This window comes from Kitasatospora sp. NPDC048540, assembly GCF_040651175.1.
Lineage (GTDB): Bacteria > Actinomycetota > Actinomycetes > Streptomycetales > Streptomycetaceae > Kitasatospora.
This window is the reverse complement of sequence record NZ_JBEZIR010000132.1, coordinates 1-23,886: the sequence shown is the minus strand read 5'-3', so window position 1 is coordinate 23,886 and position 23,886 is coordinate 1. Positions and strand designations below refer to the sequence as shown.

The 23,886-nt window shown below is 72.9% G+C and carries 23 protein-coding genes and 1 pseudogene; 12 read left to right on the top strand and 12 right to left on the bottom strand.

Annotated elements, in window-relative coordinates:
- The 4 genes and pseudogenes from AB0D08_RS34110 to AB0D08_RS34095 form a co-directional block, all read right to left on the bottom strand.
- Positions 1-193 (bottom strand): annotated as a pseudogene (locus tag AB0D08_RS34110) (hypothetical protein); the annotation flags it as partial.
- 253 nt (positions 194-446) lie between these two features.
- Complete coding sequence (locus tag AB0D08_RS34105; protein ID WP_033822662.1) at positions 447-1,415, bottom strand: sensor histidine kinase; 969 nt, start codon at positions 1,413-1,415, stop codon at positions 447-449.
- Positions 1,412-2,155: an MEDS domain-containing protein gene (locus AB0D08_RS34100; protein WP_359894116.1), complete on the bottom strand. Its 744-nt coding sequence runs from the start codon at positions 2,153-2,155 to the stop codon at positions 1,412-1,414. Before AB0D08_RS34100 ends, AB0D08_RS34105 begins: the two co-directional genes overlap by 4 nt.
- 214 nt (positions 2,156-2,369) lie before the next feature.
- Entirely contained in the window at positions 2,370-3,392 is a 1,023-nt protein-coding gene (locus tag AB0D08_RS34095; RefSeq protein ID WP_359894114.1) for a YihY/virulence factor BrkB family protein, read from the bottom strand.
- A 1,112-nt stretch (positions 3,393-4,504) separates the two neighbouring features.
- Between AB0D08_RS34095 and AB0D08_RS34090 the strand changes: the two genes are divergently transcribed.
- Both AB0D08_RS34090 and AB0D08_RS34085 read left to right on the top strand, forming a co-directional pair.
- The gene (locus AB0D08_RS34090; protein ID WP_359894112.1) at positions 4,505-4,870 is read left to right on the top strand and encodes an STAS domain-containing protein; all 366 of its coding nucleotides are present in this window, start codon (positions 4,505-4,507) and stop codon (positions 4,868-4,870) included.
- Positions 4,871-5,673: 803 nt separating this feature from the next.
- Positions 5,674-6,759 (top strand): hypothetical protein, encoded by a 1,086-nt coding sequence (locus tag AB0D08_RS34085; RefSeq protein WP_359894110.1) that lies wholly within the window; start codon positions 5,674-5,676, stop codon positions 6,757-6,759.
- Positions 6,760-7,820: 1,061 nt separating this feature from the next.
- On the opposite strand, the gene AB0D08_RS34080 is transcribed toward AB0D08_RS34085, so the two are convergent.
- Positions 7,821-9,008 (bottom strand): low temperature requirement protein A, encoded by a 1,188-nt coding sequence (locus AB0D08_RS34080; RefSeq protein ID WP_359894108.1) that lies wholly within the window; start codon positions 9,006-9,008, stop codon positions 7,821-7,823.
- 517 nt (positions 9,009-9,525) lie between these two features.
- Here AB0D08_RS34080 and AB0D08_RS34075 point away from each other — a divergent pair.
- From AB0D08_RS34075 to AB0D08_RS34055, 5 genes are all read left to right on the top strand, one after another.
- Positions 9,526-9,888, top strand: coding sequence for a hypothetical protein (locus AB0D08_RS34075; protein ID WP_359894107.1), 363 nt, complete (start codon positions 9,526-9,528; stop codon positions 9,886-9,888).
- Positions 9,889-10,520: 632 nt separating this feature from the next.
- Positions 10,521-11,261, top strand: a complete 741-nt coding sequence (locus AB0D08_RS34070) for a hypothetical protein (RefSeq protein ID WP_359894105.1) — start codon at positions 10,521-10,523, stop codon at positions 11,259-11,261.
- 114 nt (positions 11,262-11,375) lie between these two features.
- Positions 11,376-11,654, top strand: a complete 279-nt coding sequence (locus AB0D08_RS34065; protein WP_033823994.1) for a hypothetical protein — start codon at positions 11,376-11,378, stop codon at positions 11,652-11,654.
- A gap of 231 nt (positions 11,655-11,885) precedes the next feature.
- Positions 11,886-12,185: a DUF4193 family protein gene (locus AB0D08_RS34060; protein WP_033823993.1), complete on the top strand. Its 300-nt coding sequence runs from the start codon at positions 11,886-11,888 to the stop codon at positions 12,183-12,185.
- A 616-nt stretch (positions 12,186-12,801) separates the two neighbouring features.
- On the top strand, positions 12,802-13,476 hold the full coding sequence (locus AB0D08_RS34055) for an SDR family oxidoreductase (protein WP_359894103.1): 675 nt from the start codon (positions 12,802-12,804) through the stop codon (positions 13,474-13,476).
- Positions 13,477-13,606: 130 nt separating this feature from the next.
- On the opposite strand, the gene AB0D08_RS34050 is transcribed toward AB0D08_RS34055, so the two are convergent.
- Positions 13,607-14,344 (bottom strand): alpha/beta hydrolase, encoded by a 738-nt coding sequence (locus tag AB0D08_RS34050; protein WP_359894101.1) that lies wholly within the window; start codon positions 14,342-14,344, stop codon positions 13,607-13,609.
- A 527-nt stretch (positions 14,345-14,871) separates the two neighbouring features.
- Between AB0D08_RS34050 and AB0D08_RS34045 the strand changes: the two genes are divergently transcribed.
- The gene (locus AB0D08_RS34045; protein ID WP_033823991.1) at positions 14,872-15,378 is read left to right on the top strand and encodes a hypothetical protein; all 507 of its coding nucleotides are present in this window, start codon (positions 14,872-14,874) and stop codon (positions 15,376-15,378) included.
- Between the two features lie 65 nt (positions 15,379-15,443).
- Here AB0D08_RS34045 and AB0D08_RS34040 read toward each other — a convergent pair whose 3' ends face one another.
- From AB0D08_RS34040 to AB0D08_RS34025, 4 genes are all read right to left on the bottom strand, one after another.
- Positions 15,444-16,541 (bottom strand): hypothetical protein, encoded by a 1,098-nt coding sequence (locus AB0D08_RS34040; RefSeq protein ID WP_051813912.1) that lies wholly within the window; start codon positions 16,539-16,541, stop codon positions 15,444-15,446.
- A 14-nt stretch (positions 16,542-16,555) separates the two neighbouring features.
- Positions 16,556-17,119 carry a hypothetical protein gene (locus AB0D08_RS34035; RefSeq protein ID WP_033824025.1) on the bottom strand — a complete coding sequence of 188 codons (564 nt, stop codon included), beginning with the start codon at positions 17,117-17,119 and terminating at the stop codon, positions 16,556-16,558.
- A 233-nt stretch (positions 17,120-17,352) separates the two neighbouring features.
- Positions 17,353-18,663, bottom strand: a complete 1,311-nt coding sequence (locus tag AB0D08_RS34030) for a cytochrome P450 (RefSeq protein WP_051813911.1) — start codon at positions 18,661-18,663, stop codon at positions 17,353-17,355.
- A gap of 59 nt (positions 18,664-18,722) precedes the next feature.
- Entirely contained in the window at positions 18,723-18,998 is a 276-nt protein-coding gene (locus AB0D08_RS34025; RefSeq protein WP_359894100.1) for an SIP domain-containing protein, read from the bottom strand.
- Positions 18,999-19,125: 127 nt separating this feature from the next.
- Here AB0D08_RS34025 and AB0D08_RS34020 point away from each other — a divergent pair, with 127 nt between their 5' ends.
- Complete coding sequence (locus AB0D08_RS34020) at positions 19,126-19,791, top strand: transcriptional regulator (RefSeq protein ID WP_359894098.1); 666 nt, start codon at positions 19,126-19,128, stop codon at positions 19,789-19,791.
- A gap of 113 nt (positions 19,792-19,904) precedes the next feature.
- Positions 19,905-20,270, top strand: coding sequence for a hypothetical protein (locus AB0D08_RS34015; RefSeq protein WP_033823989.1), 366 nt, complete (start codon positions 19,905-19,907; stop codon positions 20,268-20,270).
- A gap of 4 nt (positions 20,271-20,274) precedes the next feature.
- On the opposite strand, the gene AB0D08_RS34010 is transcribed toward AB0D08_RS34015, so the two are convergent.
- On the bottom strand, positions 20,275-21,228 hold the full coding sequence (locus tag AB0D08_RS34010) for a LysR family transcriptional regulator (protein WP_359894096.1): 954 nt from the start codon (positions 21,226-21,228) through the stop codon (positions 20,275-20,277).
- 99 nt (positions 21,229-21,327) lie between these two features.
- Between AB0D08_RS34010 and AB0D08_RS34005 the strand changes: the two genes are divergently transcribed.
- Positions 21,328-22,365: a zinc-dependent alcohol dehydrogenase family protein gene (locus tag AB0D08_RS34005; protein ID WP_359894095.1), complete on the top strand. Its 1,038-nt coding sequence runs from the start codon at positions 21,328-21,330 to the stop codon at positions 22,363-22,365.
- Positions 22,366-22,398: 33 nt separating this feature from the next.
- Positions 22,399-23,073, top strand: coding sequence for an SDR family oxidoreductase (locus tag AB0D08_RS34000; protein ID WP_033823987.1), 675 nt, complete (start codon positions 22,399-22,401; stop codon positions 23,071-23,073).
- A 68-nt stretch (positions 23,074-23,141) separates the two neighbouring features.
- Here AB0D08_RS34000 and AB0D08_RS33995 read toward each other — a convergent pair.
- A partial coding sequence (locus tag AB0D08_RS33995; RefSeq protein WP_359894094.1) for a DUF6445 family protein occupies positions 23,142-23,886 on the bottom strand: 745 nt, incomplete at its 5' end.

Here is a 23,886-nt window from a genome sequence, read left to right as displayed (position 1 = left end):
CCTCCTCCAGCTCGCCGAGGCGCCGGAACAGCGTCCGGGACAGCACCCGGGCGTCCGCGGGCGACACCGCCGACGGATCCTCGATCCGCGGCAGCGGAGCCGGGCCTGCTGTCGTCCCGCTCGGAAGAGTCGGAGCTGCGATCGGAGCTGCGATCGGGGCTGCGATCGGCGTGATGGGGCTCAGGACGGCCATGGCTCTCCCTCTTCCGGCCTTGTGGGTCGTTCGTCCCGCGCTGGGACCCCGGCCGTGTACCCCGCGCCTTTCGAGGGAACCAACAACTCGCCATCTTCTCCATGTCTCCACAGGCCGGACAGACGCAGGCATTCGTCAGACGTCATGCGCTGCAGCGGAACTGGGAGCACGAACCCGCGGCGCAACACACCCGCACTGCGGTACGCCGCCCGGGCCGGGGCCCGTGGGGAAGCCCGCGGCCTTCCGGACGACGTCAGCCGCCGTCGGCCGCCATGGTGAGGCGGATGACGGTGCCGGTGTCCGGGCTGCTGCGGATCTGGACGAGGTCGCACATCTGCTGGACCAGCCAGAGGCCCCGGCCGCCGATCTGGTCCATGGTGGGGCGGACCCGGCCGGCCAACGGGTCGTCGATGTACCCGGTGTCACGGAACTCGCAGATCACTCGCGCGTCGGCCGCCCAGGTGCGCAGCGTCCCACCGCCCGCGTGCTTGACGCTGTTGGCGGCGATCTCGGTGGCGGCGAGCAACAGGTCCCGTAGCCGGTCGCCGGTCAGGCCGTGCCGGCCCGCGCAGGCCGTGATGCGTTCACGAACCGATGCTAGCTCCCCTGCCACGAAGGTCAGCTCCTCGTTCGGGTCGCAGGGGTCGGTCAGCGGCTCGAAGGCGTACGGGCCCTCGATGAAGGCCGTCGCAGGCTCCGGGCCGTCCTGGCCGAGTACGAACGGGTGGCAGCGCTGCAGCGCGCCCAGGGTGCCTTCGGCGACCGCGGCGGTGTCGAACGGGCAGAGCAGCCACCACACCGGTGAGTCGGCGAACGCCCGGTTGAGCAGCCACTCGTGGTAGCGCAGCTCGGCGGTCTCGGCCTCGGTGCGGCCGGGCCACCGGTTCTCGCTGATGGCGCGGACCGGTCGGCCTGCTTGGGCGACCTTCCCGATCCAGGCCTGCCACATGGGGATCAGCCGGCCCGGGTTGCCGCCGAGCTCGCCGGTGTCCAGGAAGGACACCCGGTCCGCGGTGCCGGCACCGACCAGCGCTTCGCGCAGCGACTGTTCCCGTGGGCCGGAGACGGCGACCACGACCGACTCACCTGCTTCCAGGGCGTGCTCGACGAACGAGAGGGTCCCGGAGAGGAAGCGGCGCTCGTCGGCGTAGGGGAACAGGATGTGGCGCACGCCGGTCTCCGGGGAGCGGGCCGGACCGGGAGCGGAGTCGAGGTGGTTCACTGCATCAGCTCCACGGGGATTTCGGGATGCTCGAACCCGAGCAGCGACCAGCTGCGGCGGAGGGTCTCGTTGGCGTGCCGGAGTTCGATCCGGCGGTCCTGGCGGCCGCGGGCGACCTGTGCCAGGGCGGTCAGCCCGGTGCTGTCCATGAACTCCAGCCCCGCGCAGTCCAGGTGCAGCACCGGCACCCGCGCCACCAGCTCGCCGAGTGCGGTGCGGAACGAAGCCGCGCCCTCGGTGTCGACGACACCGCTGACGCTCCACCGGTCACCGGCAGAACTGAACAGCCGGAACGACGGCGCGACCGGTCCCGCGCCCAGATGGTGCGGGTGCACGCCGACGGCCTGGTCGATGGCCTCGGGCGTCAGCGCCGCACGGGCGTAGACGCACACCAGGATCGTGCCCCGGTCGGCGGCGAGGGCATCGAGTCTGAGCTCGTGCCGCGCCACGATCTCGGGGCGGGTGTCGTCGGCGGGCAGGCCGCTCAGGTCCGCGAGCACCCGCAGGGTACGGAACCCCTCGCGGTCGGCGCGTTCGGTACCGCGGGTGACCTCGTTGAAGAGCGGTTCCCAGGATGCGGGGCCGCGACGCTCTCCGTCCGACTCCCCGAGAAGCAGCACCATGTCGCCGAACAGCTCGCCGTCGGCCACGAAGGCGCGCGTCGGCCCGGTCGTGTCCTCGCCCGGGTCGACCATCCAGCAGACGTGGTCCCCGACGTCGACCGGATCGAGTGTCGTCACACGGCGTGCTGTCCTCACTCCAACCCCTTCGCCCGCCCCTGATCGACAACTCTAGTCGGTGCCATCGTCCCGCGCGGGGCGGCGCCACCCTGCCGGGTGGCGGTGGGTGGTCGGTGTGGCGGCCGGTGTCGCGGCCGGTGTTCCGCCCGGTGTGGACCCAGGCAACCGTCAGATCGCTGAACGGTGTTCGTCGGATCGGTCGCACAGGTCGACGTCATTCCGGCCCGCGGCCGGGCCGGGGCCCCTCTCCCTCCTCTGCGGCCCCGGATCTGCTCGGAGCCTCCTCCTCGCCGAATACGACGTCGACATGTTGCTCAGGACGGCGTTCCTCCTGCCGGGCGATGGCCGCGAGTACCTCCTCGTCGGCGCCGGTGAGCGGCGGCTGGAGGATGCTGCGCGGCCACAACTGCCGGGCCAGCACCACATTCGTCTCGGCCGCGTACACGGTGATCTGGGCCGCCAGGTACAGCCAGGCCAGCAGCCCGATCACCGTGGCGAAGAACCCGTAGACCTGGCCGGCGTGGCGCAGTTCGTGGGTGACCAGGATGGAGCCGAACGCCTGCAGGACCGTGAACAGCGGGCCTGCCACGGCGCAGCCGGGCCACAGGGCCCGGGTGGGCACCGCCTTCGGGGTGAGGACCCGGAAGCAGGCCAGGCACAGTGCGGCGTTCACGATCGCGGACACCAGCAGGGCCCCGATCCGGGCCGGCGGTCCGGCCAGGGCGGTGCCGACCAGTGCGGCGGCCGCGGTGGCCAGGAGCAGTCCGGCGGCGAGGACGGTGAACAGGAGCAGGCTGCGGGCCAGCCGCGGCCAGTATCCGGGCCGCTTGACGCCGGGGATGTTCCAGATCTCGGCCATGGCGTGCTGGAGTACCTGCGCGATGCCGAGCGCACCGTACAGCAGCCCGAGTACGCCGATCACCAGCGCCACCCCGCTGCCCTGGAGGGAGTGGACGTTCTGCCGCAGCTGGTCGCCGATGATCGGGAAGTCGGCGAGCGCCGAATCCAGGACCGCCCGCTGGGCCCGGGGCCGGCCGTGCAGGACGAAGCCCAGCGCGGTACTGAGCAGGAGCAGCAGCGGTATCAGGGCGACGAAGCCGTAGTACGTGATCAGGGCGGCGAGCAGGCCGCCGCGGTCGTCGCCGTACTTCTTGGCCACTGCGACGGGCAGACCGGCCGGGCTGTGGCGCTGCTGGAAGCGGTCCACGGCGCGAAGGGCCCGTTCGACCTGGTTCATGCTGGCGCTCCCGTCCCCCGACCGGTGTTCCGTGCCGCCACGTCTGCCCGGACCGTAGGCCCGGAAACCTGTGCGCAGCCTGTGCGCGGCGGTCTCCGGTCGCGCAGGTCCACGCCCCGGTGCCGCCGGGCTGCCGGGTGTCCGGGAGGACGCTCGCCCGGTCCGAGCCGGGTGGGGTTGCCGGCGCCGGCCCAAGATCGCGGGCCGTGGCCCGGTGCCCGTACGACACCTGGCGGCCATGCCCGGGACGCCGCGTGCGCCACCGAGTCCGGGCACGTCAGCGGGTGCGCCGGCCGCTGCCCCCGGCGGAGGCGCGTACCGCCCAGGGCCAAGGCGATCAGCAGGACGACGATTCCGATGAAGAGCAGGTAGAGCAGGCCGTGCGCCGCGACGCCGACGAGCCCCAGGACGATGGCGACCAGAATCAGAACGAGGATCAAGGCCATGGCGCGGTCTCCTGTTCTGCCGCAACGCAGCGACTCGGGCGGTCGCGCCCGGAGCCCGGCTGCAGGAATGCTGCGGGCGGGACCGCATCTGGCGTCTGATCGCTGGTCCGGTGGCCGAACCGGGACCGGCGGACAGACTTCGACGTGATCCGTGTGCCGGTGTTCAGCGCGCGGACCAGACCGGGCACTCCCGGGTGTGCCGGGTCCACACGACCACACCACCGCCGTCACGCACCTCCCGCCTGCGCACGGTCGCGCAGCAGCCACCGGGTACGGCTGGCAGGCTATCCGTAGCCCGGACGACGCCATCCACCGCTGGCGGCGCGGCGCCGGACCGGGCGGCCCTCGGCACCGACCGCTGGGGCCCGATCGGCCGCGGCAGTTGCGGAGGCTTCGGCGCTACGTCTCCCTGCTCCGGCGCAGGTCGCTGCCCCACCATCCCGATGGGCACGCCCAGGGCTCGCGCACGGCTACGACGACGACTACGACGCTCGGACATGCCGATACCCTGCCCGCTCACCGCCGTCTCACCGCCCGCCGGGTCGGCGACACGCCACCACGGGTCACCCACCTGGCATCACGGCCGGCGGGCCCGGGCGTCTGGGCAGCCGCCCGGCCGGGCCGTACGGTGGTCCTGTCCACTTGATCCGCATCAGAAGGGGACGTGTGAGCGACACCACCGGGCCGGACTTCACCGCATCCGTCCGCGACACCCTCGGCGGCCCGGTCATCGAGGCCACCGGCGAACTCGACCTGGACAGCGCACCCATCCTGCACTCCGCGCTGCACCGCGCCCTCGGGGCGAGCCCGCCGCCCCCGATGCTGGTCATCGACCTCGCGGGCGTCACCTTCTGCGACTCCTCCGGCCTCAACGCCCTGCTGCAAGCTCGGATCGAGAGCCAAGGCCTCGGCGTGGCACTCCACCTGGCCCGCCCGACCCACACCGTCGCCCGCGTGCTGGAGATCACCGGCGCCGACAAGGTGTTCTCCGTCAGGAACGATCCCACGGTGCCGCACAGCCGCGCGGGCTGAACAAGCGGTCGGCGTGCTCCGGGTCCGGAGGACGGCCGGCCGCGCCGCACGATACGAAACACAAGGCGGGAGGCCGCCACCCTTTGGTGACGGCCTCCCCGGCGCTACTCAAATTCCAGCCTACCGCCGGGCGAGCCACACGGCCCGACCGCGACGACCGGCTGCGCGGCACGCCGCGCAGTGCTCGGAAGGCTGCACGAGCCGACGTAGGGGGACCTTCGCGAGGGCCTGCTGGATGCTCGGCCAGGTGCCGTGCGGGCCAGGTACCCGAACGTGCTGCTTCCGCTCCACGAGTTGGGCGAAGGCGGTCAGGCCTTCGTGGGCCCGTCACGGACGCCGGGCCGGCGTGGCGGTGCCGCGCCGTCGCCCGAACTCGCCGGGTCCTTGAAGGCGGCGGCTTCATCCTTCGCGGCGTTCACGCCTCGCACTGCTCTGTCCGGAACGCCCGCTGACCTCGGCCCGGTGCCCGCCCATCCTCGCCTCAGGGTAGGCCGGCGCGGCGCCGTGGCCGCGGGCCGGCCCGCTTCGCCCCCGGCGCAGTGGCCGCGCAGCCGCGCCGCCAATCACCGCCCGGGCCGCAACTCTGCGCACTCCGTCGTCCACGGCGCCGTGGCCGCGCAGCCGCGCCGCCAATCACCGCCCGGGCCGCAACACGGGGATGCGGACCGGCCGGGTGCCGCGCCTTGGCCGTGGTCCGGGCCGCCCGATGGGTGGGAATTTCCGGCAAAGCACCGGGTATCTGCGGTGGGGGGCCGTACATTCGGCTGCTACGAGCGGTAACTGACGATCCGGTGGGAGTGGTTGTGGCAAACCCCAGCACGTTCGGCGCTGACAGCGGTGTGGGATCGACGGTGGCACTGCTGGAGGCGAAACTGCCCGCTGTGCGCGAGCGCCGCCGCCTGCTGGAGGAGCAGCTCGCGGCCGTCATCGCGCAGGAGAGCGCCATGGCCGGCGTGCTGGAAGGCCTCACGGCACTGGCCGGAACGCCCGTCGACCACGACGGCGAACCCACCCCCGCCGCGCCCCAGGCCGCGGTGGCGACGGTGCCGCCGGAAGTTCACTCCGGCATCGCCGATCTCGGCACGGTGAACGCACCGGATGCCGCCGACGACGAGTCGGCCGCGACGGACACAACCCCCGCGCGCAGGACCGGGGCGTCCGAGCCAGCCCGGGGGCGCAGCACCGCGCGCAAGGCCCCGGCCGCCGCCAAGCGCGCCCGGGCCGCGACGTCCGCCGCGGCGGCGCCCACCGAGGCTGCCGTCGCCCGCAGGACGCGGGCGAAGAGCTCCGCCGCCGCACCCCCCGTGGAGACGGCCGGCAAGGCCTCCACCGCGCCCGCGCCGCAGCAGGACCCGGCACCGGCCGCCACGGCGTCAAAGGCCCCGGCCCGGGCTACCGGGCGCACGGCGAAGAAGGCGGCGAAGGCCGTCACGACGGCCGGGGCGAAGACCTCTCGGGAGCCCGCGAAGAAGACGGCCCGCGAGAAGTCCGCCCCGGCCCGCACCGCGACCACCGCCAAGAAGACCACCGGGAAGGCGGCTCCGAAGAACAGTGAGTCCCCGGCGGCCCGTTCCAGGAGCACCGTGGTGCCCGCGCAGGCCGGACCGGCCGACGGCCCGGCCCCGGCAGCCGACGGACAGAAGCGGCGCACGGCCGGCGGCCGCCGGCCGGGGCTGACCGACTCCGCCGGTGTCCTCGCGGTGCTGGCCGACGCGTCGGGCCCGCTTCGGGCCCGCGAGGTCGCCGGCCTGCTCGGCCTCGACGGCCTCGACTCGAACGTCAACGCCGTCCGCACCCGCCTTGAGCGTCTCGCCAAGACCGGGCAGGCGCAGCGGGTCGGGCGCGGCCTGTACACCGCCGCCGCGGTCCCGGCCCAGGCCGCGGGCTGACCTCTGACGGGAGGCGGGGCGGGTGTGCGGGGGCGCCCGACGGGGTGAGGTGTGCGTCTCGTCCCGGCGGGCGCCACGCAGAGGTTAGCGCGGCGCCCGGGTAGCCCCGTGCCAGGCTGCGGGCCGGGCCCGGCCTGCCACCGCCGCAGGGTGGCCGCGGGGCGGGTGACCGGGCCGGCGCACACGAGCGGGAGAGCATCGTCCGCGAGGAGGTGGAGCGGGCCGCCGGGTGTATGGAGCACCTGGAGAGGGACGACGGGGAGCGGCCGGTGGCCGCCGCTGCCCTGCTCGTCGCTCCGCCTCGACGTCCTCGTCATGCTCAACAGCGGCCTCGAACTCGCCCACCGCTTCCAGGACGGCCGGCTCGTCAAGACCCGGCGCAGCCGCTGGACCCTCGCCGACCGAAAGGTCCGTTGGCTGCCGGCCGGCCCACGGTGCCGAAGCGACCCGCGGACCGGCAGACGTCGACTGCTCAAGCGGAGGGCGGTGCCTCGAGTCGGTCGACGTCCTCGGGGATGGCGGCTGCGAACCTCGCGATGCTGTCCGGAAGCTGGCGGGGTCTCCGGCGAGCAGCTCGTCGAAGCATTCAGTCAATCCGACTTCAGCTGGAATGAATCAGCGAACGGTTGGCCCGCCGGGCCCGGTCCGGTCGAGTGCGGCGCTTCGCGCGGCGGGCGGATGGCGTCCCACGGAGAGGTGCGGCAGAGATCTTGGAGTGACCCTTGGCCATGGGACGGCCGGCGTGGAACTCTTCGAGCAGAAAGACGAGTTGGCCGGAGAGGTGCGCACGGACCTTGAGCAGCGCGGGTTCCTGCTGACCCATGTGGCCGCTGGCGTACGGTCGCTCGCAGCCCGCTCCGGGGGCACCGGTGGGCGGCCCCGATCCTGCCGTGGACCATCACGCGCCATGTCGTCGAAAACGCAGCGCTGTTCTCCCGGTACGGCGCCGACCTCTCCCGCACCTTCGCCGACCTCATCACCGTCGCCTATGGGCTCCCGGGCTCCACCTTGCCGATGCGCCTTCCGAGATGTGGGACCACCGACATCGCGGGAGGCGCCGGTCAGACAGCGGCGCGCTCCAGCAGGCCGCCGCGCTTCCCGGGTGCGAACACGAGCTGCCAGCCGACCGTGGTCGCCAGCGCCCAGATCAGCCATCCGACGCCGAGACGCTGTGCGAAGACGCCGAGCGCCAACAGCAGGAGCAGGCAGGGCAGCGCCCACCCGAGGACGTCCTGCCACCGTGTACCGGAGACCACGGCGGCCAGCACGCTGACGCCGAAATACACCATGAGACCCGCGCAGAGCAACCACCGGACGCCGTTCGCCGCAGGGTCGTGCGGATGCGCGATGGCAAGGCCCAGGCCGGCGGCGACGGAGGCGAGCGCGCAGGTCGTCAGGCAGTGCAGGGACAGGGCCAGCCGCACCGGGAGATCGCGCCGGCCGGTCTTCGGGATCCCACCGAAGCCGTAGAGCAGCGACATGCTCCACAGGCCTGACAGCAGGGCGAACGAACCCACCGCCGCGCCGGCCAGGTGCACATCCCAGGAGGTGTCGGCGGCGACCGAGGTGATCTGGATGACCCCCTCGCCGAGCACGATGATGACGTAGAGGCTCAGCCGCTCCATCAGGTGCGGCACATCGGCGTAGGCCGCCTCGATCACCGGCAGCCGCCCGCGGTCGCCGTTCTTCCTGACGAGGCGCGCCGCCCACTCCTGCGCGCCCCGCAGCATGCGGCCGCCGGCGTCCGCGAGTATGGCCAGCAGATCGAACCCGATTCCCAGGGCCCACAGCCAGTAGCGCGCCGGAGCATCCACCCACAGCGACACGATCCACGGCAGGACACCGAGGCCCATCTGGGCCACCGGCCAGTCCATCACGACCCGCCCGCGCCGCCAGAACCGGCTGGACAGCCAGCGCAGGAAGACGTACGCGGCGACGAACGCGAGGTGGTGCCTCGTACCGCGGATCCCGGGGACGGCCGCGACCATGACGGCGAGGCCGAGCATCGCCAGCAGGAGACCGGGCGTCCAGGCACGGTCCCCCTCGACGTTCCCGTAGACGGTGAAGCAGACCCAGGCGATCCAGAAGGCGAGGTACAGCAGGACGTACAGGGCAAGATCGGCGGCCGTCGGGCCCTCGTGCAGGAGGTGTGACAACTGCAGCACGCCCGCGACGACGACGAGGTCGAAGAAGAGCTCGGTCCAGGAGGCATGCCGCTCGGCGCCACCCGCCGACTCAGCGGTGTTCATGAATGTCATGAGGTGATCATCGGTCATGCTCCGAGACGTGTCAGGAGGATGCCCGGCCAGCCGGGGCGCGCCCCAGGGCGAGTCGCCCGCGTGCGGCAGCGGGCGGGGCTGGGCCCGGGCGGACGAGGGACAAAGCGGCGGGCATCAGGGTCTCCGGTGGTCCGGGAAAGGCTGCAGAGCGATTGCGAGGCGCTGTGGCATCGCAAAGCGCGTCCTTGCACTGTGTGCGGAGCCCGGGCTGGTTCGGATGGGTGCGCGCCCTTGTTGTACCGGGCTGGTGGTCACGGTCGCGACGTCATGGTGAACGCCGGTCGGCGTCGGACGCCGCAGCCAGACTCGAATAGCCGACCGTCCGATTGTCGCACTTTTGACCGGAATTCCCGCCAGTCCGGCGCGTGTGCGTGAACGAATCAAGGTCATGGAGAACCACCCCGGCCGAGCGGGCGGCGAAGGAAACCCCCTCCGCACAACACCCGTCCGGGCCGACGGTTCATCAGGAAGGAAGGGAGTGCGGCAGATGCGTACGACGCGAACCAAGCGGTCGCTGGCGATCGCCGGGACATGCGTGATGCTCGGGGGCGGCGCTGCAGTGGCCACGTCGGCCACCACGGCGGCGGCGACGACCACGGCGAGCGTGTCCTCGGTCTCGCACGACAAGGAGTGCCGCTGGTACCCGGCGCACTGGGAGAACAAGTGGGTCGGCGGCCACTGGCAGAAGGTCTGGCAGGCCGGTTACTGGCACAACACCTGGCACCCGGGTTGGTGGGACACCCACCACCACTGGCACCACGGCTACTGGCACAAGGCCGGCTGGGAGAACAAGTGGATCCCGTCCCACCGGGACCGGGTCTGGGCGCCGGCGGGCGGGTACTGCCGCTGACCGGGCCGGCCCAGCCGGCCCGACCGTACGGCCCGGCGTCCACGGGCGCCGGGCGCCACCGGCCCGGCGGGCCGCACCGCCCGCCGGGCCGGCCCCCAGGCCGACCACCGACCACCGACCGGAAAGAGCGTCAGGCCATGACCACCGTCGTACGATCCAGACCGCCGCACCGGGTCCCGGTCCCCCACACCGCACCCGCGGACCCGGCCCCGGCCGCCGCCCCTGCGGGCGGGGAGTTCAACGAGTCCTTCACCGACCGGCTGCAGTGCGTGCCGGGCATCCGGGGCTACGAGGGCCGACCCCTTCCCTGCCGACGTATGCGCTCCCTGTCGAGGGGATACGTGGATCGAGGCGGGGGCGCGACCGACGGGCCCACGAAGGCTGTCGTGCCGACCAACCGGAATTCAGGTCGACGCAGGTGTCGGCAGCGGAGGCCGCTGCGCCGGTGAACTCCCTCGACGCCGTGGTTCGCAGGCCACAGAGCGAAGAGGCCGCAGCCAGAATGCCCCCACACTGCCGTCAGGACCGGTTGGCCCAGCGGACCGGCCGGTATCAGGCAAGCAGACCGATTGGGGCTTGGCGTCAGCCGGGTGGAGCGGAACACACCGCTCCCTCAACGGAAGTGACATCCCATGAACAAACGCATAGCCCGTGCCCTGGCCACCACCGCTCTCGCCGCCGCAATCGTCGCGGTCCCCGCGGCCGGCTCCGCAGTCGCGAGCTCCGCCCACAGCACCCGCGGCTCCGAGCAGTTCTACAACCACGAGGTGCAGGCCAGCACCAGCCACGTCAGCTACAGCGCGAGCACCACGTACTACGCCAGCAGCGACTGCTACGGCAACGAGTACGGATACGACCGTGGCATCCTGGGCCTGCTGGGCCTGAAACACCGCGGCACCTTCCCCGGCTCACCGCCGGAGGAGGCGGGGCCCCACCTGAGTAGCCGGAGCCCCGCCCTGTGCGCACCCGCACCGCCCGACAAGCCGGCGGCGCGCACACCCCTACTTCGCCATCCGCACGACCGCGGACCGGTCACGACCTGCCCGTTCACCCGATCGGCTCACACACGACCGCACCTGCGCCCTGTGCCCATCTGCGGTCGGGCGCGTCGAGAAGCACGCCCCGCGGCGCACCCTACGATGGCGGCCGCGAGTGAGCACCGGCCCGACACCATCGCGGAGCTGCGGATCGCCTGGCGGCGGGCGAAGGCCCGGTGGAGCGCCGACCCCGACGACCCCGACGCCTACGCCGCGTTCATCCAGGCCGGCACCGCGCTGTACCACTCCCCGGCGCCCGCCCCGGAGCCGACAGCACATCTTGCGCCGCGGCGCGACGCGACCCATGACGTGGCCCGCCCCGGTCCGGTGCCCTGACCCCGCGATCCAGGAAGCCGAGCAGCGCACCTTCGGTGCCCGGAGGCACTACTCCGGCCGCGGCCGGACGCGCCCGGCTTGCAGGCCCCAGCAAGGAAAAAGAGGATCATTCGCATGGAAACCATCACCGGCCGCACCGAGCGGGACCACCTCGCTTCGCTTCTCGACGAGCTTCCCCAGCGTCCTGGCAGCCACTCCCGCAACGTCCGCGTGGACGCTGCCCTGCTGGAGCTCGCGGCAGCCATGCTCCAGCAGCTCTCTGCGGCATTCCCCGACGAACGGATCGGCCGCGCCGCCGGCAGCGTGGCGGACCGGATCCGGCTCAACGTACCGCTCACCGCTATCCTCGCGCTGAAAAGCACCCTGGAGGCCGGCAACCTGAACATCCGCTAGCAGCCGGGTACCGCCGGTCGCCTGCACGGCGGTCGGAGGGCGATCGGACCCGCAGGACCGCCGCACAACGGGCCTCACGCGTGAAGGGTAGGCGGGAGCCGCAAGGGGCGGCGTGCATTCCGCCGCGCCTTCGCGGCCCGCTCCCACACCTGTGCTCTCATCGGCAGATGGCGTCCGCCAGGCAGCCGGAAGGCACCCGCCCCACCGCCCTGCCCCAGCGAGGGAGTCCCTGTGGCCACCGACTTCGACGCACCCCGCACGAACGAGAACGACCATCTCGATGACAATCTGCGCACCCTGAAAGCCACCCGCACCACCACGAAAGCCTCCCGCATCGACGCCCTCGACCACATCGAGGCCGACGACGTGCTGCCGGTGCACTACGCCGGGCTGCCCGACGAGGACCTCAGCGTTCCCGTTCTCCCCAAGCAGCAGGACGAGTTCGCCTGCACCATCTGCCACCTCGTCCACCACCGCAGCCGGCTCGCCCGCACCGAGAGCGAACAGCAGATCTGCCGCGACTGCGCCTGACACACCTGCACTCCGGCGCCGGCGCCGGTGTCGGTGTCGGTGTCGGTGTCGGTGTCGGTGTCGGTGTCGGTGTCGGTGTCGGTGTCGGTGTCGGTGTCGGTGTCGGCAACAGGAGTCTTCTGCCGCCAGTCGGATGACTCAAGCTCCGCCGCCCACTCGCCCGTGAAGATCGTCCTGCCGCCCGGATGTGGGCGGTGAAGAGGACGGCGGGCGGCGAACCCGCCGCCGTCCGGGACACGAAGGGGCGGGACTCACGGGTGAGGAACCTCAAGCGCAGGATCCGTACGACGCTCATGACCGCTGTCGGCCTCACGACCACCCTGGCGGGAGTGCTCGTACCGAGTGGCGAGGCCCAGGCAACCGTCGGGGATCGCGGGTTGGCCCACGTCTGGATCGACCTGGGGAACGCGGGGCCGAGCGAGGGACTGCGCATCAACTACTCCAACTTCCTCAGCAGCCTGCGCGAGGCGGCGGGTTCGACGAACAACGGCGGATACCGTACGCAGCTCGAGGACCACGGCCTGATCATGGCCTCGCTCACGGCGCCGGTGAACCGGGGCGAGGGCACACCGCCGGAGCGCGTGGAGATCTGGATCAACCCGTACAACCTCTACGTGTGGGGTCGGACCTCGCGGACCTCGCCGGCGCACATACCGTGCTGCCCGTCGCCGCCGACCTGGCGACCGTCGAGGGAGTCGACTCCCTGGTGGCCGCGGCCGTCGCCGAATTCGGCGGCGTCGACGTGCTCGTCAACAACGTCGGCCGGGCCGAGCCCCGGACCGGCGGCTTCGCCTCCGTCACCGACGAACAGTGGCTGGACACCCTGACCCTCAACCTGCTGAGCGCCGTGCGGGCCTCACGGGCGGCCCTGCCCTCGCTGCTCGTCGCACGCGGCTCGATCGTCACCATCAGCTCGGTCAACGCCTTCCTGCCCGACCCGGGGGTCATCGACTACACCGCGTCGAAGGCAGCACTGACCAACTTCTCGAAGGCGCTCTCGAAGGAGGTGTCACCGCTCGGCGTCCGGGTCAACACCGTCGCCCCGGGCCCGGTCGACACCGGCCTCTGGTACGGGGACGGCGGTATGGCCGACACCATCGCGCAGGCCATGGGTGTCGACCGGGAGACCGCGGTGGCGCAGGCCGTCGCCGCCCTCGGCGGGTTCGCCACCGGACGCTTCACCCTCCCCGAGGAGGTCGCCGACCTGGTGCTGTTCCTGGCGAGCGAACGCGCGGGCAACATCGCCGGAGCCGACTTCACCATCGACGGCGGCCTGATCAAGACGTTGTGACGTGTTGCCCGCACCGGGTGGAATGGCCGCCCCACGGCCACCGCAGCGCAGGAGCGCCGGGAGCTGCCCTCGACGGGCAGCATCCCGGCCGACCCGGCCTACCGGCCGCCGGTGGCCCGGCGGCCTGACGTCACTTCAGGTGCCGGGCGAAGAACTGGGCCGCGGCGTCCCCGGCGAACTGCGGGACGCCGGTGTGCCCGCCGAGATTGGCGTTCAGTGTCTTCTCCGCGGAGCCGAAGGCGTCGAACAGGTCCAGGGACGCCTGCCGGTCGTTCCCCTCGTCGTCCCACTGCAGCAGGACGTGCAGCGGAATGGTGACCTTGCGGGCATCCTCGTACGACGCGGCGGGCACGAAGCTCCCGGCGAACAGGACGGCCGCCGCGATGCGCGGCTCGACCACCGCCAGCCGGGTCCCGATGGCGATCACTCCGCCCGAGTACCCGACCGGGCCGCCGATCTCCGGCAGCCCGAGGAGGGCGTCCAGGGCGGCCTGCCATTCCGGGACCGACCGTTCGACCAGCGGGAGGACCAGCCGGTCCACGATCTCGGCGCCGACCGGTTCGCCGGCTTTCATCGCCCGGCGCAGGTCGGCGCGGGCCTCCTCGGTGGCGGCGGAACGAGGTCGGTCACCGCTGCCGGGGAGTTCGATGGTGGCCGCGGCGAAGCCGTCCGCCGCGCACTGCCGGGCCCGGCCCAGCAGCCGGGGGTACATCATGTTCAGTCCGCCGGGGTGGCCGAGCAGGATCAGCGGCGCCGGGGCGGATGCGGAGGCGGATCCGGGCGTCCACAGGACACCGGGGATCTCGCCGAGGGTGAATTCGCGTTCGAGGACGCCTTCGTCGAGGCGCTGCTCGGAGGTGAAGTGCACGGTCGTGCCTTTCGGGAGAGCTCACGGACGGCGCTCCCGGGCGACGACCTATCGCCCGACCGTGACCCCGGAGGGGAGCACCCATGTCGATACTGCGTTCACGGGTACCACCTCCTCGTTCTCTCACACGGCCACCGGGAGGCTAGCAGGGGCCGAGCCGCTCCGCCAACGGATTGCCCCGGAGGCCGGCCGGCGACCTGGACACGTCCTCGACCCCGCCGGACAGCCGCTGGTGCGGCGCTCCTGCAACACCCGGCGCAGCGGTTCGAGTGCCTGGTCCAGTTCCATGGCGCGAGCAACCTCCGCCGGTCTCCCCGGCACCGGCCAAGGTCGCCTGTCAGGGGTTACCTGTCCGCACGTGGTGAACCCGGCCAGGGCTTCTCGACGAGATGCGTCGCCCCGAACCAAGCTTCACGAATATGGTGAGCCCCGCTGTCGCCTTGAGCGGCGTCCGCGTGTTCGCGTACCGAACCGGGCGGATGTCGGCTGTTCGCAGGTGGTGGAACGCGCCCACACGGAGGACCCGGATGCCCAGGCTGAACCCGCTCGACGTTCCAGCCGCGGTGTCGGCCGCCGCCGAGCCGCTCGAGGGCCTGCTCGACGACTGCAACCACGTGTCGTCCATCCACCTTTTCCCCGTGGTCCCGGTGGCCGGGACGACACCCGGTCATGACTGGATGAAGGATCTCGCGCAAGCGGTGTACGACGCGGGAGCCACCGGATACCGGCTGGGAGCGTCGGTCGACCCGTTCGAGTCACCGCAGGCTTGGCGGGACGTTCTCCGCCGAGAGGTGACCGCAGGGGTCATGCAGCCCGTCCACAGGTACGCGGACCCCGACCTGCGCACGCCCGGTGAGATCCGGCAGGCAGGCGAACTCGCCGATGGTGTCGCCGACCTGCTCGAGGATCATCTCGGGCCGGTCCGGTGCTCCGGTGACGTCGGCGGCCCGCACGCGGGCGACATCTGGTGGCGCAACATGCTGTTGGTCACCAGCGACTGGGCCACCGTCCTGCATCTCGGGATCTGCGACTGACTCCCTCGGGCAGACCGATCACCCCCGGCGGTGGACGCCGGGGGTGATCGGTGGTCAGGGCGGGGTCAGCCGGTGGTGTGGTCCCCGGTGTTGCCCGAGGCGGAGCTGCTCGGGGTCGGGGACGGGCTGGTCGGGGTGGTGGGGGTCGGGTCGAGGGAGACCGTGAGTCGGCAGGTGTTGTTGAGGTCGGCGCTGAGCATGGCCTTGGCGGCGGTGGCCTGCCAGAGGGTGACCGTGGTGTCGCCGTTGTAGTAGGCGGCCAGCTTCTCGGCGGAGCCGGCCGCGGATCCGGTGGCCTTGCCCGCGACCTCCTCCAGCAGGCTTCCGAGTTCGGCCGCGGTGAGGTTGCTGCCGGCGCTGCGGTCCAGCGGCGCCGCCAGTGAGCAGTAGGTGTCCTGGGGGACGGTCGCGCCGACCACGGCGGCGCGGCGGGCGATCGGGTCCAGGGCGAAGTTCTGCTGGGCGACGGGGTCGGGCGCGGTCTGGGCCAGCAGCGTGGCCACCGAGCTGCCGGCCTGTCCCGCCGTGTTCTCCACGACCGAGGCGGGGGCCGTGGAGTCGCTGTCGGGGCCGGCGTCGGGGCCGGAGGCCGGGGTGGAGCGGGCGAAGGAGCTGGGGGTGACCAGGCTGCCCTCGTACTCGCCGTTGCCCACCACGTTGTTGTCGTAGGGCACCCGGGCGCCGCCGCCGAGGGTGGTCCAGGCCCCGCCGGCCAGCCGGTCCAGGGTCAGCAGGTAGGTGTGGCCGACCTCCAGCCGGGAGCCTTCGGTCTCGGCGATCGGGGTCTTCTGCGTTCCCTTGAAGGCCCAGCCGTCGGCGGTGATGGTGAGGCCGGCGGGCAGGGCGGGGGCGCCGCTGCGGGCCCACAGCTGCTGCTGGACGTTCAGGGTCACCGTGCGGCTCAGGTAGCCCTCGCCCGCCTCGATCTCCTCGTCCGAGGCGGCGAGCTGGGTCTCGGAGGTGACGGTGGCGATGACGGTGCGGTCCCCGTAGGAGACCCAGTCCTGGGCGGTGGTGGAGGGGAGGCGTTCCTTGCCGTGGGCGAGGATCACGCGCGGGCGCTGGTCGGCGGGCGCGGAGCCCGGGCCGGCGACGGCGGTGACGGCGGCCGTGGTGAGCGTCGCGGCGGCGAGTGCGAGGAGGCCGAATCGGCGGGCGGTCATGGCGGAATTCCCCATCAGTACGTCGCGTTGATGTTGGTGCGGTTGTTTGCGCCGAGGAAATAGTTGTCGTCGTCCGTCATGCAGCCGACTATCTTGTCATTCTTGCCGACGGCGGGCGAGGCGTTGTTTCCGTGGGTGAGCCCGACGGCGTGGCCGGTCTCGTGGCAGACGTCCGACTTGTTGATCGGACCGACCTCCGCGGCGCTGCTGTTGAACCGCACGTAATGCTGGTCGCATTTCCAGGGATCCACGGCGTCGTCGCACCAGGTCATTCCGACGACGTTCTGCGGCAGATCACCGGCCTGATAGATGATGTCCGTCTCCGACGAACCGGTGTACACGCCCCTGGACTGGATCGTCACCGAGAGGTCGGTCGGGCTGTAGTACTCGCTCAGAGCGGACTTGATGGTGGCTTTCTGAGCCGCCGTCAGCGAACCCTCCCGATAGACCGTCAGCGTGGCGTTGTCGGTCTGACAGAAATGACCCTGGCTCCGGCTGCCGTCATGGCAGACCGGGGCGTAATTCCCCGTCGGGTACATGTTGTCGATGGTCCTGGCCTGGGCCGTGACGGCAGGCATGAATATCACGGCAGCCGCAGCGAGAACGGCTGCCGTCCGGCGCGCACGAGGCACGACTTTCCCCCATGTATGAATACGAATGGATGCGGATCCGCTCACCGGCGGATCGCTCGGGGACGATCATGCAGGGGGCGGTTCGGCCAGTCAAGGCTCTGTACATTGCCGCCCTGGCCCCAAAAGCCACCAGAGGGCGGAAATGCCGGACAAAGCAGAGCGGCCTGTTCGTACCGGGGTCAGTCCTGCCGCCAGCGGATCGGCAGGTGCTTGAGCCCGTTCTGGAAGTTGGACACCAGTCGGGCGGGTGGGGCGCCGGGGGTCGGCTCCAGGCCGGGCAGGTCGGTGACGGTCCGTCCGAGCATCGCCCGCAGCTGGATCCGGGCCAGCTGCGCCCCGAGGCAGAAGTGCGGACCGTGGCCGAAGCTGACGTGGTCGTTGGGCGTGCGGGTGATGTCGAAGCGGTCCGGGTCGGGGAACACGTTCTCGTCGCGGTTGGCCGAGGCGTGGTAGACGACGACCTTCTCGCCGCGCCGGATCCGTCGGCCTCCCAGCTCGGTGTCGCGGGTGGCGGTTCGGCGGAACTCCACGACCGGCGGCCAGAAGCGCAGGATCTCCTCCACCGCCGGTCCGATCACCGCGGACCCCCGCTGCCGCAGCAGCCGGTACTGGTCGGGGTGGGAGAGCAGGGTGTGCAGGCCCCCGGGCAGGGCGTTGCGTACCGTCTCGTTCCCGGCGACCGCGAACAGGAAGAACGAGGTCTCGAACTCCTCGGCACTCAGCCCGCCCTCCCGCATCCGGGCCAGCACGCTGCCGGGGCGCGGCTGTTCGGCGAGCCCGTGCGCGTACGCGAACATGTCGGCGAGGGCGGCGCGCGAGCGCGGGTTGACCGGGCGGCCGTCCTCGGTGGTCATGGCCGCGGGGCGGTGGGCGACGGCCGCCCGGCCGAGGTCGGTCAGCGCGGCCGGGTCCGCGGTGCCGGAGGCGGCGACATCGGCGTCCTGGTAGCCGATCACGCGGTCGGCCCAGTCGGCCAGCAGGTACCGGTCCTGGTCGGGGACGCCCATGATCCAGGCCAGCGTCCGCACCGGCAGGTCGGCCGCCAGCCGGACGAAGTCCGCCTCGCCCGCCGCGCGGACGGAGTCGACCAGCTCCGCCGCGTGGCGCTCGATCGCCTCCGTCAGCTCGGCGAGCGCGCGCGGGGTGAAGGCCCCGGCGACGATCCGGCGCAGCCGGGAGTGGTCGGGCGGGTCCTGGTTGAGCATCATCGTGCGCGCGAACTCCAGGTCGGCCACCGAGTCGGGGTCGCGGATCTGGGTCGCGCCGAGGTGCGAGGAGAACAGGTCCGGTGTGCGCAGCACGTACTTGACGTCGGCGTGCCGCAGCACCGCCCAGTAGCCGGGCCCGGCGGGCCAGTCGCCCACCGCCGGCTCCTGCACCCAGCAGACCGGGGCGGCGGCGCGGAGTTCCGCGAAGAGCTCGTACGGCGGGCCGTCGGCGTAGGTGGCGGGCTGGAAGATCCGGTTGACCCGCGCCTGGTCGATGCCCATGGCGACCGACGGTACGCCACCGTCCGGTGGGCCGCCAGCATCCGGTCCGGTCGGATCCGTCAGGGGCGCCAGTAGCCGAGGACGTGCACCCGGTCCTTGGGCAACCCGGCCTGCTTGCAGAACAGTTGGGCCAGGGCGCGGGTGGTCGCGGTGTCGCAGGCGATCCAGGCGAAGGTCCACATGGTGGGGTGCAGGCTGGTGGCGGCGAGCATGCCGCCGTCGGTGAAGTCGATCCGGCGGACGTGCTCGGTGAGCCGCGCGGCGCCGGTCACGGTGAAGGTGAAGTCCTTGCCGCGCAGCAGTCCGAGGACGACGCCCTCCCAGCCGTACCCCATCGGGCCCTCCCACCATCCAGAGCACCTTAGGTTAGCCTAACCTGATCTGATGTGCGGTCGGCGGGCAAGGGCGACGCGCCTGCGGCCTCACCCCCGGAGCCCGCCGCGGGCGCTAGATTCGTACACCGTGGACCCCATCACCGCAACGGATCCCGCCGTCGAGCTGTACCGGCGAACCGTCGCCGAACTGACCCCCGCCGCGGCCCGGAACCCGGTGGTCGAGCTGATCGGATCCGGGGCCGCCCCGATCGACGTGCTGCGCCGGATCGCCGGTGAGGAGTACCGGATCGTGCGCAGCGACCGGCGCGCCTTCGCCGCGCTGGCCGCCCGGTTCGGCGGGCGGGAGCCGGCGGCGGGGCTGTTCCTCGGCCTGGCGGCCGGTGAGGGGCAGGCGCTCGGCCTGCTGGAGGGCTTCGCCGGGGCGGTCGGGATGGACGGGGCGGCGCTGCGGGCGTACGAGCCCCGGCCGGCGGCGCAGTCGTACCCGCATCACCTGGCCTGGCTGGCGCAGTTCGGCACGCGCAGTGCGGTGGCGCTGGCGCTGCTGGCCAACTTCGGTTTCTGGGGCGGCTACTGTGCCCGGGTCGCCGCGGCGCTGCCCCGGCACTACGGGCTGACCGAGGCCGAGGCGGCGTTCTTCGCCTTCTTCGCCGAGCTGCCGCCCGGCTTCGAGCGGGCCGCGCTCTCCGTGCTGCGGGAGGGCCTCGACGCGGGTGAGGATCCGGTCGAGGCGCGGCGGGCGGCCGTGCTGATGCAGGCGTACGAGTCGGCGTTCTGGGCGGCGGTCGCCTGATCCCCAGGGCCGGACCCGCCGGGCTCCACCCGGGTGCGGTCCGCCCGCGGCGCCCGCAGGCTGGGGAAGGCGGCCGGCGCTGGGCCGGCCGCGCCCGGCGAGGAGGACCCGCGATGGTGAGCTGCACGGCCTGCGACCAGACGATCGACTGCGACGGCGACGTGTGCGTCGTCAGCTGTACGTCCGACTGCAAGATCTGCGTCTCGGGCTGCGACGGCATCAAGGTCCGCAGCGACGCGCTGGCCGACGCGTGCCGCAGCGGGGATCCGCTGCGACTGGCCGTGAAGGGCAGTCCGGCGAAGGTGGTCGAGGCGGTGCAGACGATGCTGGGGGTGGAGCTGGTCCGGCTGCCGCCGAAGCCGGGGCCGAACCAGGGCGGCCACGGCCGGGTGGAGTACACCGGGGACCTGGCGGGGCTGCTGCAGCGCCTCGGGGTCGAGCTGTCCGAGGCCAGCCGGGCCGAGTGGCGTACGCCCTGACGGCTCACACCGTGCGGGAGTCCGTGCGGCACGGCTCCGGACGGGCGGACTCCGTCCGGGCGAGGCCGTCGAGGGCGGCGAGGCAGGCGGCGACCGCGGGTTCGTCGGCGCCGCCCTGACGGACGGCCACCTCGATGGCGCGGGCCGGGGCCGGGTCGGCGAGCGGACGGGCCCGCAGGGCGGGCGGGAGTCCGGTCAGCGCGAGGCGCGGGACCAGCGCCACCTGGCCGCCGGCCGCGGCCAGCGCCAGCATCGCGGCGAAGTCGGTGCAGGTGTGCCGTACCTGCGGGCTGAACCCGGCCGCGCGGCAGGCCTGCAGCACGGCCTCCCGACAGGCGGTGCCCTCGGCCGCGGTGACCCACGGGGTGCCGGCGAGCGCGGTGAGCGGCACCGGGGTGGCGGCCGGGCCGTCGGCGGCCGGGTGGCCGGCCGGGAGGACGGCGTACAGCGGGTCGTGGAGCAGCACCCGGGTGTCGACGCCCGCGGGGTCGGGGGTGGCGAGGTTGCCGTACCGGTAGACCAGGGCGAGGTCGGCGCGGCGGTGGCGCAGCAGCGGGAGGCTGGTCTCCGGTTCGGCCTCGGTGATGTGCACCCGCAGTCCGGGGTGGTCGCGTTCCAGGGCCTGGCACAGGGGGGCGGCCAGCGGCGCGAGGGCGCTGGTGAAGCAGGCCAGGTGGAACGGGCCCGCGGCGTGGCCGGCCAGGGCGCCGAGCCGGGCCCTGGCCCGTTCGAGGGCGGCCAGGACGGGTTCGGTGTCGGCGGCGAGGGCGTGGCCGGCGGCGGTGAGCCGGACGCTGCGGCCGTCGCGGTCGAGCAGGCGCACTCCGGTCTCGGACTCCAGCTGCTTGAGCTGCTGGGAGACGGCCGAGGCGGTGACGCGGTGCAGTTCGGCGACGGCGGTGACGGTGCCGTGCTCGGCGAGGTCGCGCAGCAGGATCAGGCGCCGGAGATCGAGCATAAGGACAGCTTAACCACTTCTGTAGAGGATGTAGCTGGACGCGGGGGTGGCGGTCGGGAGAGTGTACGGCGGTCAGGCTTTCCCGAGCTAGGAGCACCCGTGCGCGCCACCGTCATCCACGGCCCGAAGGACATCCGCGTCGAGGAGGTCGCCGACCCCCGGATCGAGCTGCCCGGCGACGCCGTCGTCCGGGTCACCCACGCCTGCGTGTGCGGGAGCGACCTGTGGGCGTACCGCGGGGTGGCCGCCCGGCAGCCGGGGCAGCGGATCGGGCACGAGTTCGTCGGCGTGGTCGAGCAGGTCGGCGCCGGGGTGGGCGGGCTGCGGCCCGGCGACCGGGTGCTGGCGCCGTTCGTCTGGTCGGACGGCACCTGCGCGTACTGCGCGGACGGGCTGCACACCTCCTGCCCGCAGGGCGGGTTCTGGGGCGAGGTCGGCTCGGACGGCGGACAGGGCGAGGCGGTCCGGGTGCCGTTCGCGGACGGCACGCTGGTGCGCCTGCCGGACGACGTCGACGACGCGCTGATGCCCGCCGTCCTGGCGCTGAGCGACGTGATGTCGACCGGGCACCACGCCGCACTCGCCGCCGGGGCCCGGCCGGGCGCCACCGTCGCCGTGGTCGGCGACGGCGCGGTGGGCCTGTGCGGGGTGCTGGCCGCGCACCGGCTGGGCGCCGAGCGGATCATCGTGCTCGGCCGGCACGCCGACCGCACCGCGGTGGCCCGGACCTTCGGCGCTGTGGACGTGGTGGCGGAGCGCGGCGAGGCGGCGGTCGGGGCGGTCCGGGAGCTGACCGGCGGCCAGGGCGCGCACGCGGTGCTCGAGGCGGTCGGCACCGAGGAGTCGATGCGCACCGCGATCTCGGTGGCCCGGGACGGCGGTGCGGTCGGGTTCGTGGGCGTCCCGCACGGCGGCAGCGCCGGTGTGGACCTCGGCCAGATGTTCAACCGCAACGTCGCGCTGCGCGGCGGAGTGGCCCCCGCCCGGGCGTACATCCCGGAGCTGCTCGCCGACGTGCTGGCCGGGCGGCTCGACCCGTCGCCCGTGTTCGACCTGACGGTCCGCCTGGACGAGGTCCCGGCGGCCTACGCTGCGATGGACGAGCGGCGCGCCCTGAAGGCCCTCATCGCCTTCTGACCTGCCGCGTACCGACCGATGGAGGACACCACCATGTACGTCGTGATCGCCGGCGGGCACGGGCAGATCGCCCGCCGCCTGGGCCGGCTGCTCACCGCCCGCGGGGACACCGTCACCGGCCTGGTGCGCAACCCGGCGCACCGCGAGGACCTGCTGGCCGACGGCGTCAGCCCGCTGGTCATCGACCTGGAGACGGCCGCCCCCGAGGAGCTGGCACCGCACCTGTCCGGCGCGGACGCGGTGGTCTTCGCCGCGGGCGCGGGCCCGGGCAGCGGGGCGGCCCGCAAGGACACCGTCGACCGGGCGGCCTCGGTACTGCTCGCGGACGCCGCCGGGCAGGCCGGGGTGCGTCGCTACCTGATGGTCTCCACCCGGGGCGCCGGCAGCCCGCCGCCGCCGGAGGCCGACGAGGTGTGGGCGGCGTACGTCCGGGCGAAGACCGCCGCGGACGAGTACGTGATGGGCCGGGACCTGGACTGGACGGTACTGCGCCCGGCCGCGCTGACCGACGACCCGGGGACCGGACTGGTCCGGCTGACCGCCGGGCGCAGCGTCGGCGACGTCACCCGCGACGACGTGGCGGCGGTGCTGGCGGCGCTGCTCGACACCCCGCACAGCGCGGGGCTGGTACTGGAGCTGGCGCAGGGCCAGGACCCGGTGGCCGCGGCGGTGGCCCGGGCGGCGCACGAGCGGACCGGCGCGGTCTGACGGCGCGGCACCCCGTTCCCGCCCGCGGTGGGGCGGGGTGCCGGGCGTCAGGCGTCAGGCGTCAGGCGTCAGGCCATCCAGAAGAAGACCGCGGTCATCCGCTTCTCGGCCAGGGTGCGGCCGTGGTAGCCGGTGGCGCTGTGGATCAGGTTGGCCTTGTAGAGCAGCAGCCGGTTGTAGCGGTGGGGCACCCGGATGTCCTCGGTGAAGGAGTCCGGCGGTACGTAGCGGGTGCCGAGCGCGTCGACCAGGTTGTTGTGCGGCGCGGCGACCAGGTTGCCGCCGAGCAGGCCGCCGGGCAGGCTCTGCCGGAAGAAGCTGGTGCCGAACTCGTCCGGCACGTCCGGGTTGAGGTACAGCACGGCGGCGTAGCGGCACAGGGTCCGGGAGTCGGCGTGCGGCCGGACCTCGGACTCGCCCTCGCCGACGACCTGGATGCAGTTGTGGTTCAGGGTCGCGCCACCGGGGGCGGTTTCCGGCCAGATCTTGCGCGCCCCGGTGGCCTTGCGCACCAGCCGCTCCACCCGGGCCAGCTCCTCGGGCTCCAGGCCCGGCATGGTGCGCAGTCCGGGCCAGCTCTCCTTCTTGTACGGGTAGCCTTCGACCCAGTCGTCCTTCGCCAGGCAGCGGGTGCGCACGGCGTCCACCTCGGGCAGGACGTCGTCGAACACCCAGTAGTCCCGGCCCGGGGTCGGCTTGCGGTAGGGCAGCACGGGGATCACCTCACGGCCGGTCAGCGCGGCGGCGGCGAAGAAGTAGCTCGCCGTGGACGCGTCCGGTTCGACCCGGTACTCGGTCGCCCGGTAGCCGCCC

Excerpts from the sequence above, each read along its gene's own strand:
- AB0D08_RS34095 (WP_359894114.1), bottom strand. The coding sequence starts at position 3,392 with ATGAACCAGGTCGAACGGGCCCTTCGCGCCGTGGACCGCTTCCAGCAG.
- AB0D08_RS34080 (WP_359894108.1), bottom strand. The coding sequence starts at position 9,008 with ATGAACACCGCTGAGTCGGCGGGTGGCGCCGAGCGGCATGCCTCCTGG.
- AB0D08_RS34075 (WP_359894107.1), top strand. The coding sequence starts at position 9,526 with ATGCGTACGACGCGAACCAAGCGGTCGCTGGCGATCGCCGGGACATGC.
- AB0D08_RS34070 (WP_359894105.1), top strand. The coding sequence starts at position 10,521 with ATGAACAAACGCATAGCCCGTGCCCTGGCCACCACCGCTCTCGCCGCC.
- AB0D08_RS34065 (WP_033823994.1), top strand. The coding sequence starts at position 11,376 with ATGGAAACCATCACCGGCCGCACCGAGCGGGACCACCTCGCTTCGCTT.
- AB0D08_RS34045 (WP_033823991.1), top strand. The coding sequence starts at position 14,872 with ATGCCCAGGCTGAACCCGCTCGACGTTCCAGCCGCGGTGTCGGCCGCC.
- AB0D08_RS34040 (WP_051813912.1), bottom strand. The coding sequence starts at position 16,541 with ATGACCGCCCGCCGATTCGGCCTCCTCGCACTCGCCGCCGCGACGCTC.
- AB0D08_RS34035 (WP_033824025.1), bottom strand. The coding sequence starts at position 17,119 with ATGCCTGCCGTCACGGCCCAGGCCAGGACCATCGACAACATGTACCCG.
- AB0D08_RS34030 (WP_051813911.1), bottom strand. The coding sequence starts at position 18,663 with ATGGGCATCGACCAGGCGCGGGTCAACCGGATCTTCCAGCCCGCCACC.
- AB0D08_RS34025 (WP_359894100.1), bottom strand. The coding sequence starts at position 18,998 with ATGGGGTACGGCTGGGAGGGCGTCGTCCTCGGACTGCTGCGCGGCAAG.
- AB0D08_RS34015 (WP_033823989.1), top strand. The coding sequence starts at position 19,905 with ATGGTGAGCTGCACGGCCTGCGACCAGACGATCGACTGCGACGGCGAC.
- AB0D08_RS34010 (WP_359894096.1), bottom strand. The coding sequence starts at position 21,228 with ATGCTCGATCTCCGGCGCCTGATCCTGCTGCGCGACCTCGCCGAGCAC.
- AB0D08_RS34000 (WP_033823987.1), top strand. The coding sequence starts at position 22,399 with ATGTACGTCGTGATCGCCGGCGGGCACGGGCAGATCGCCCGCCGCCTG.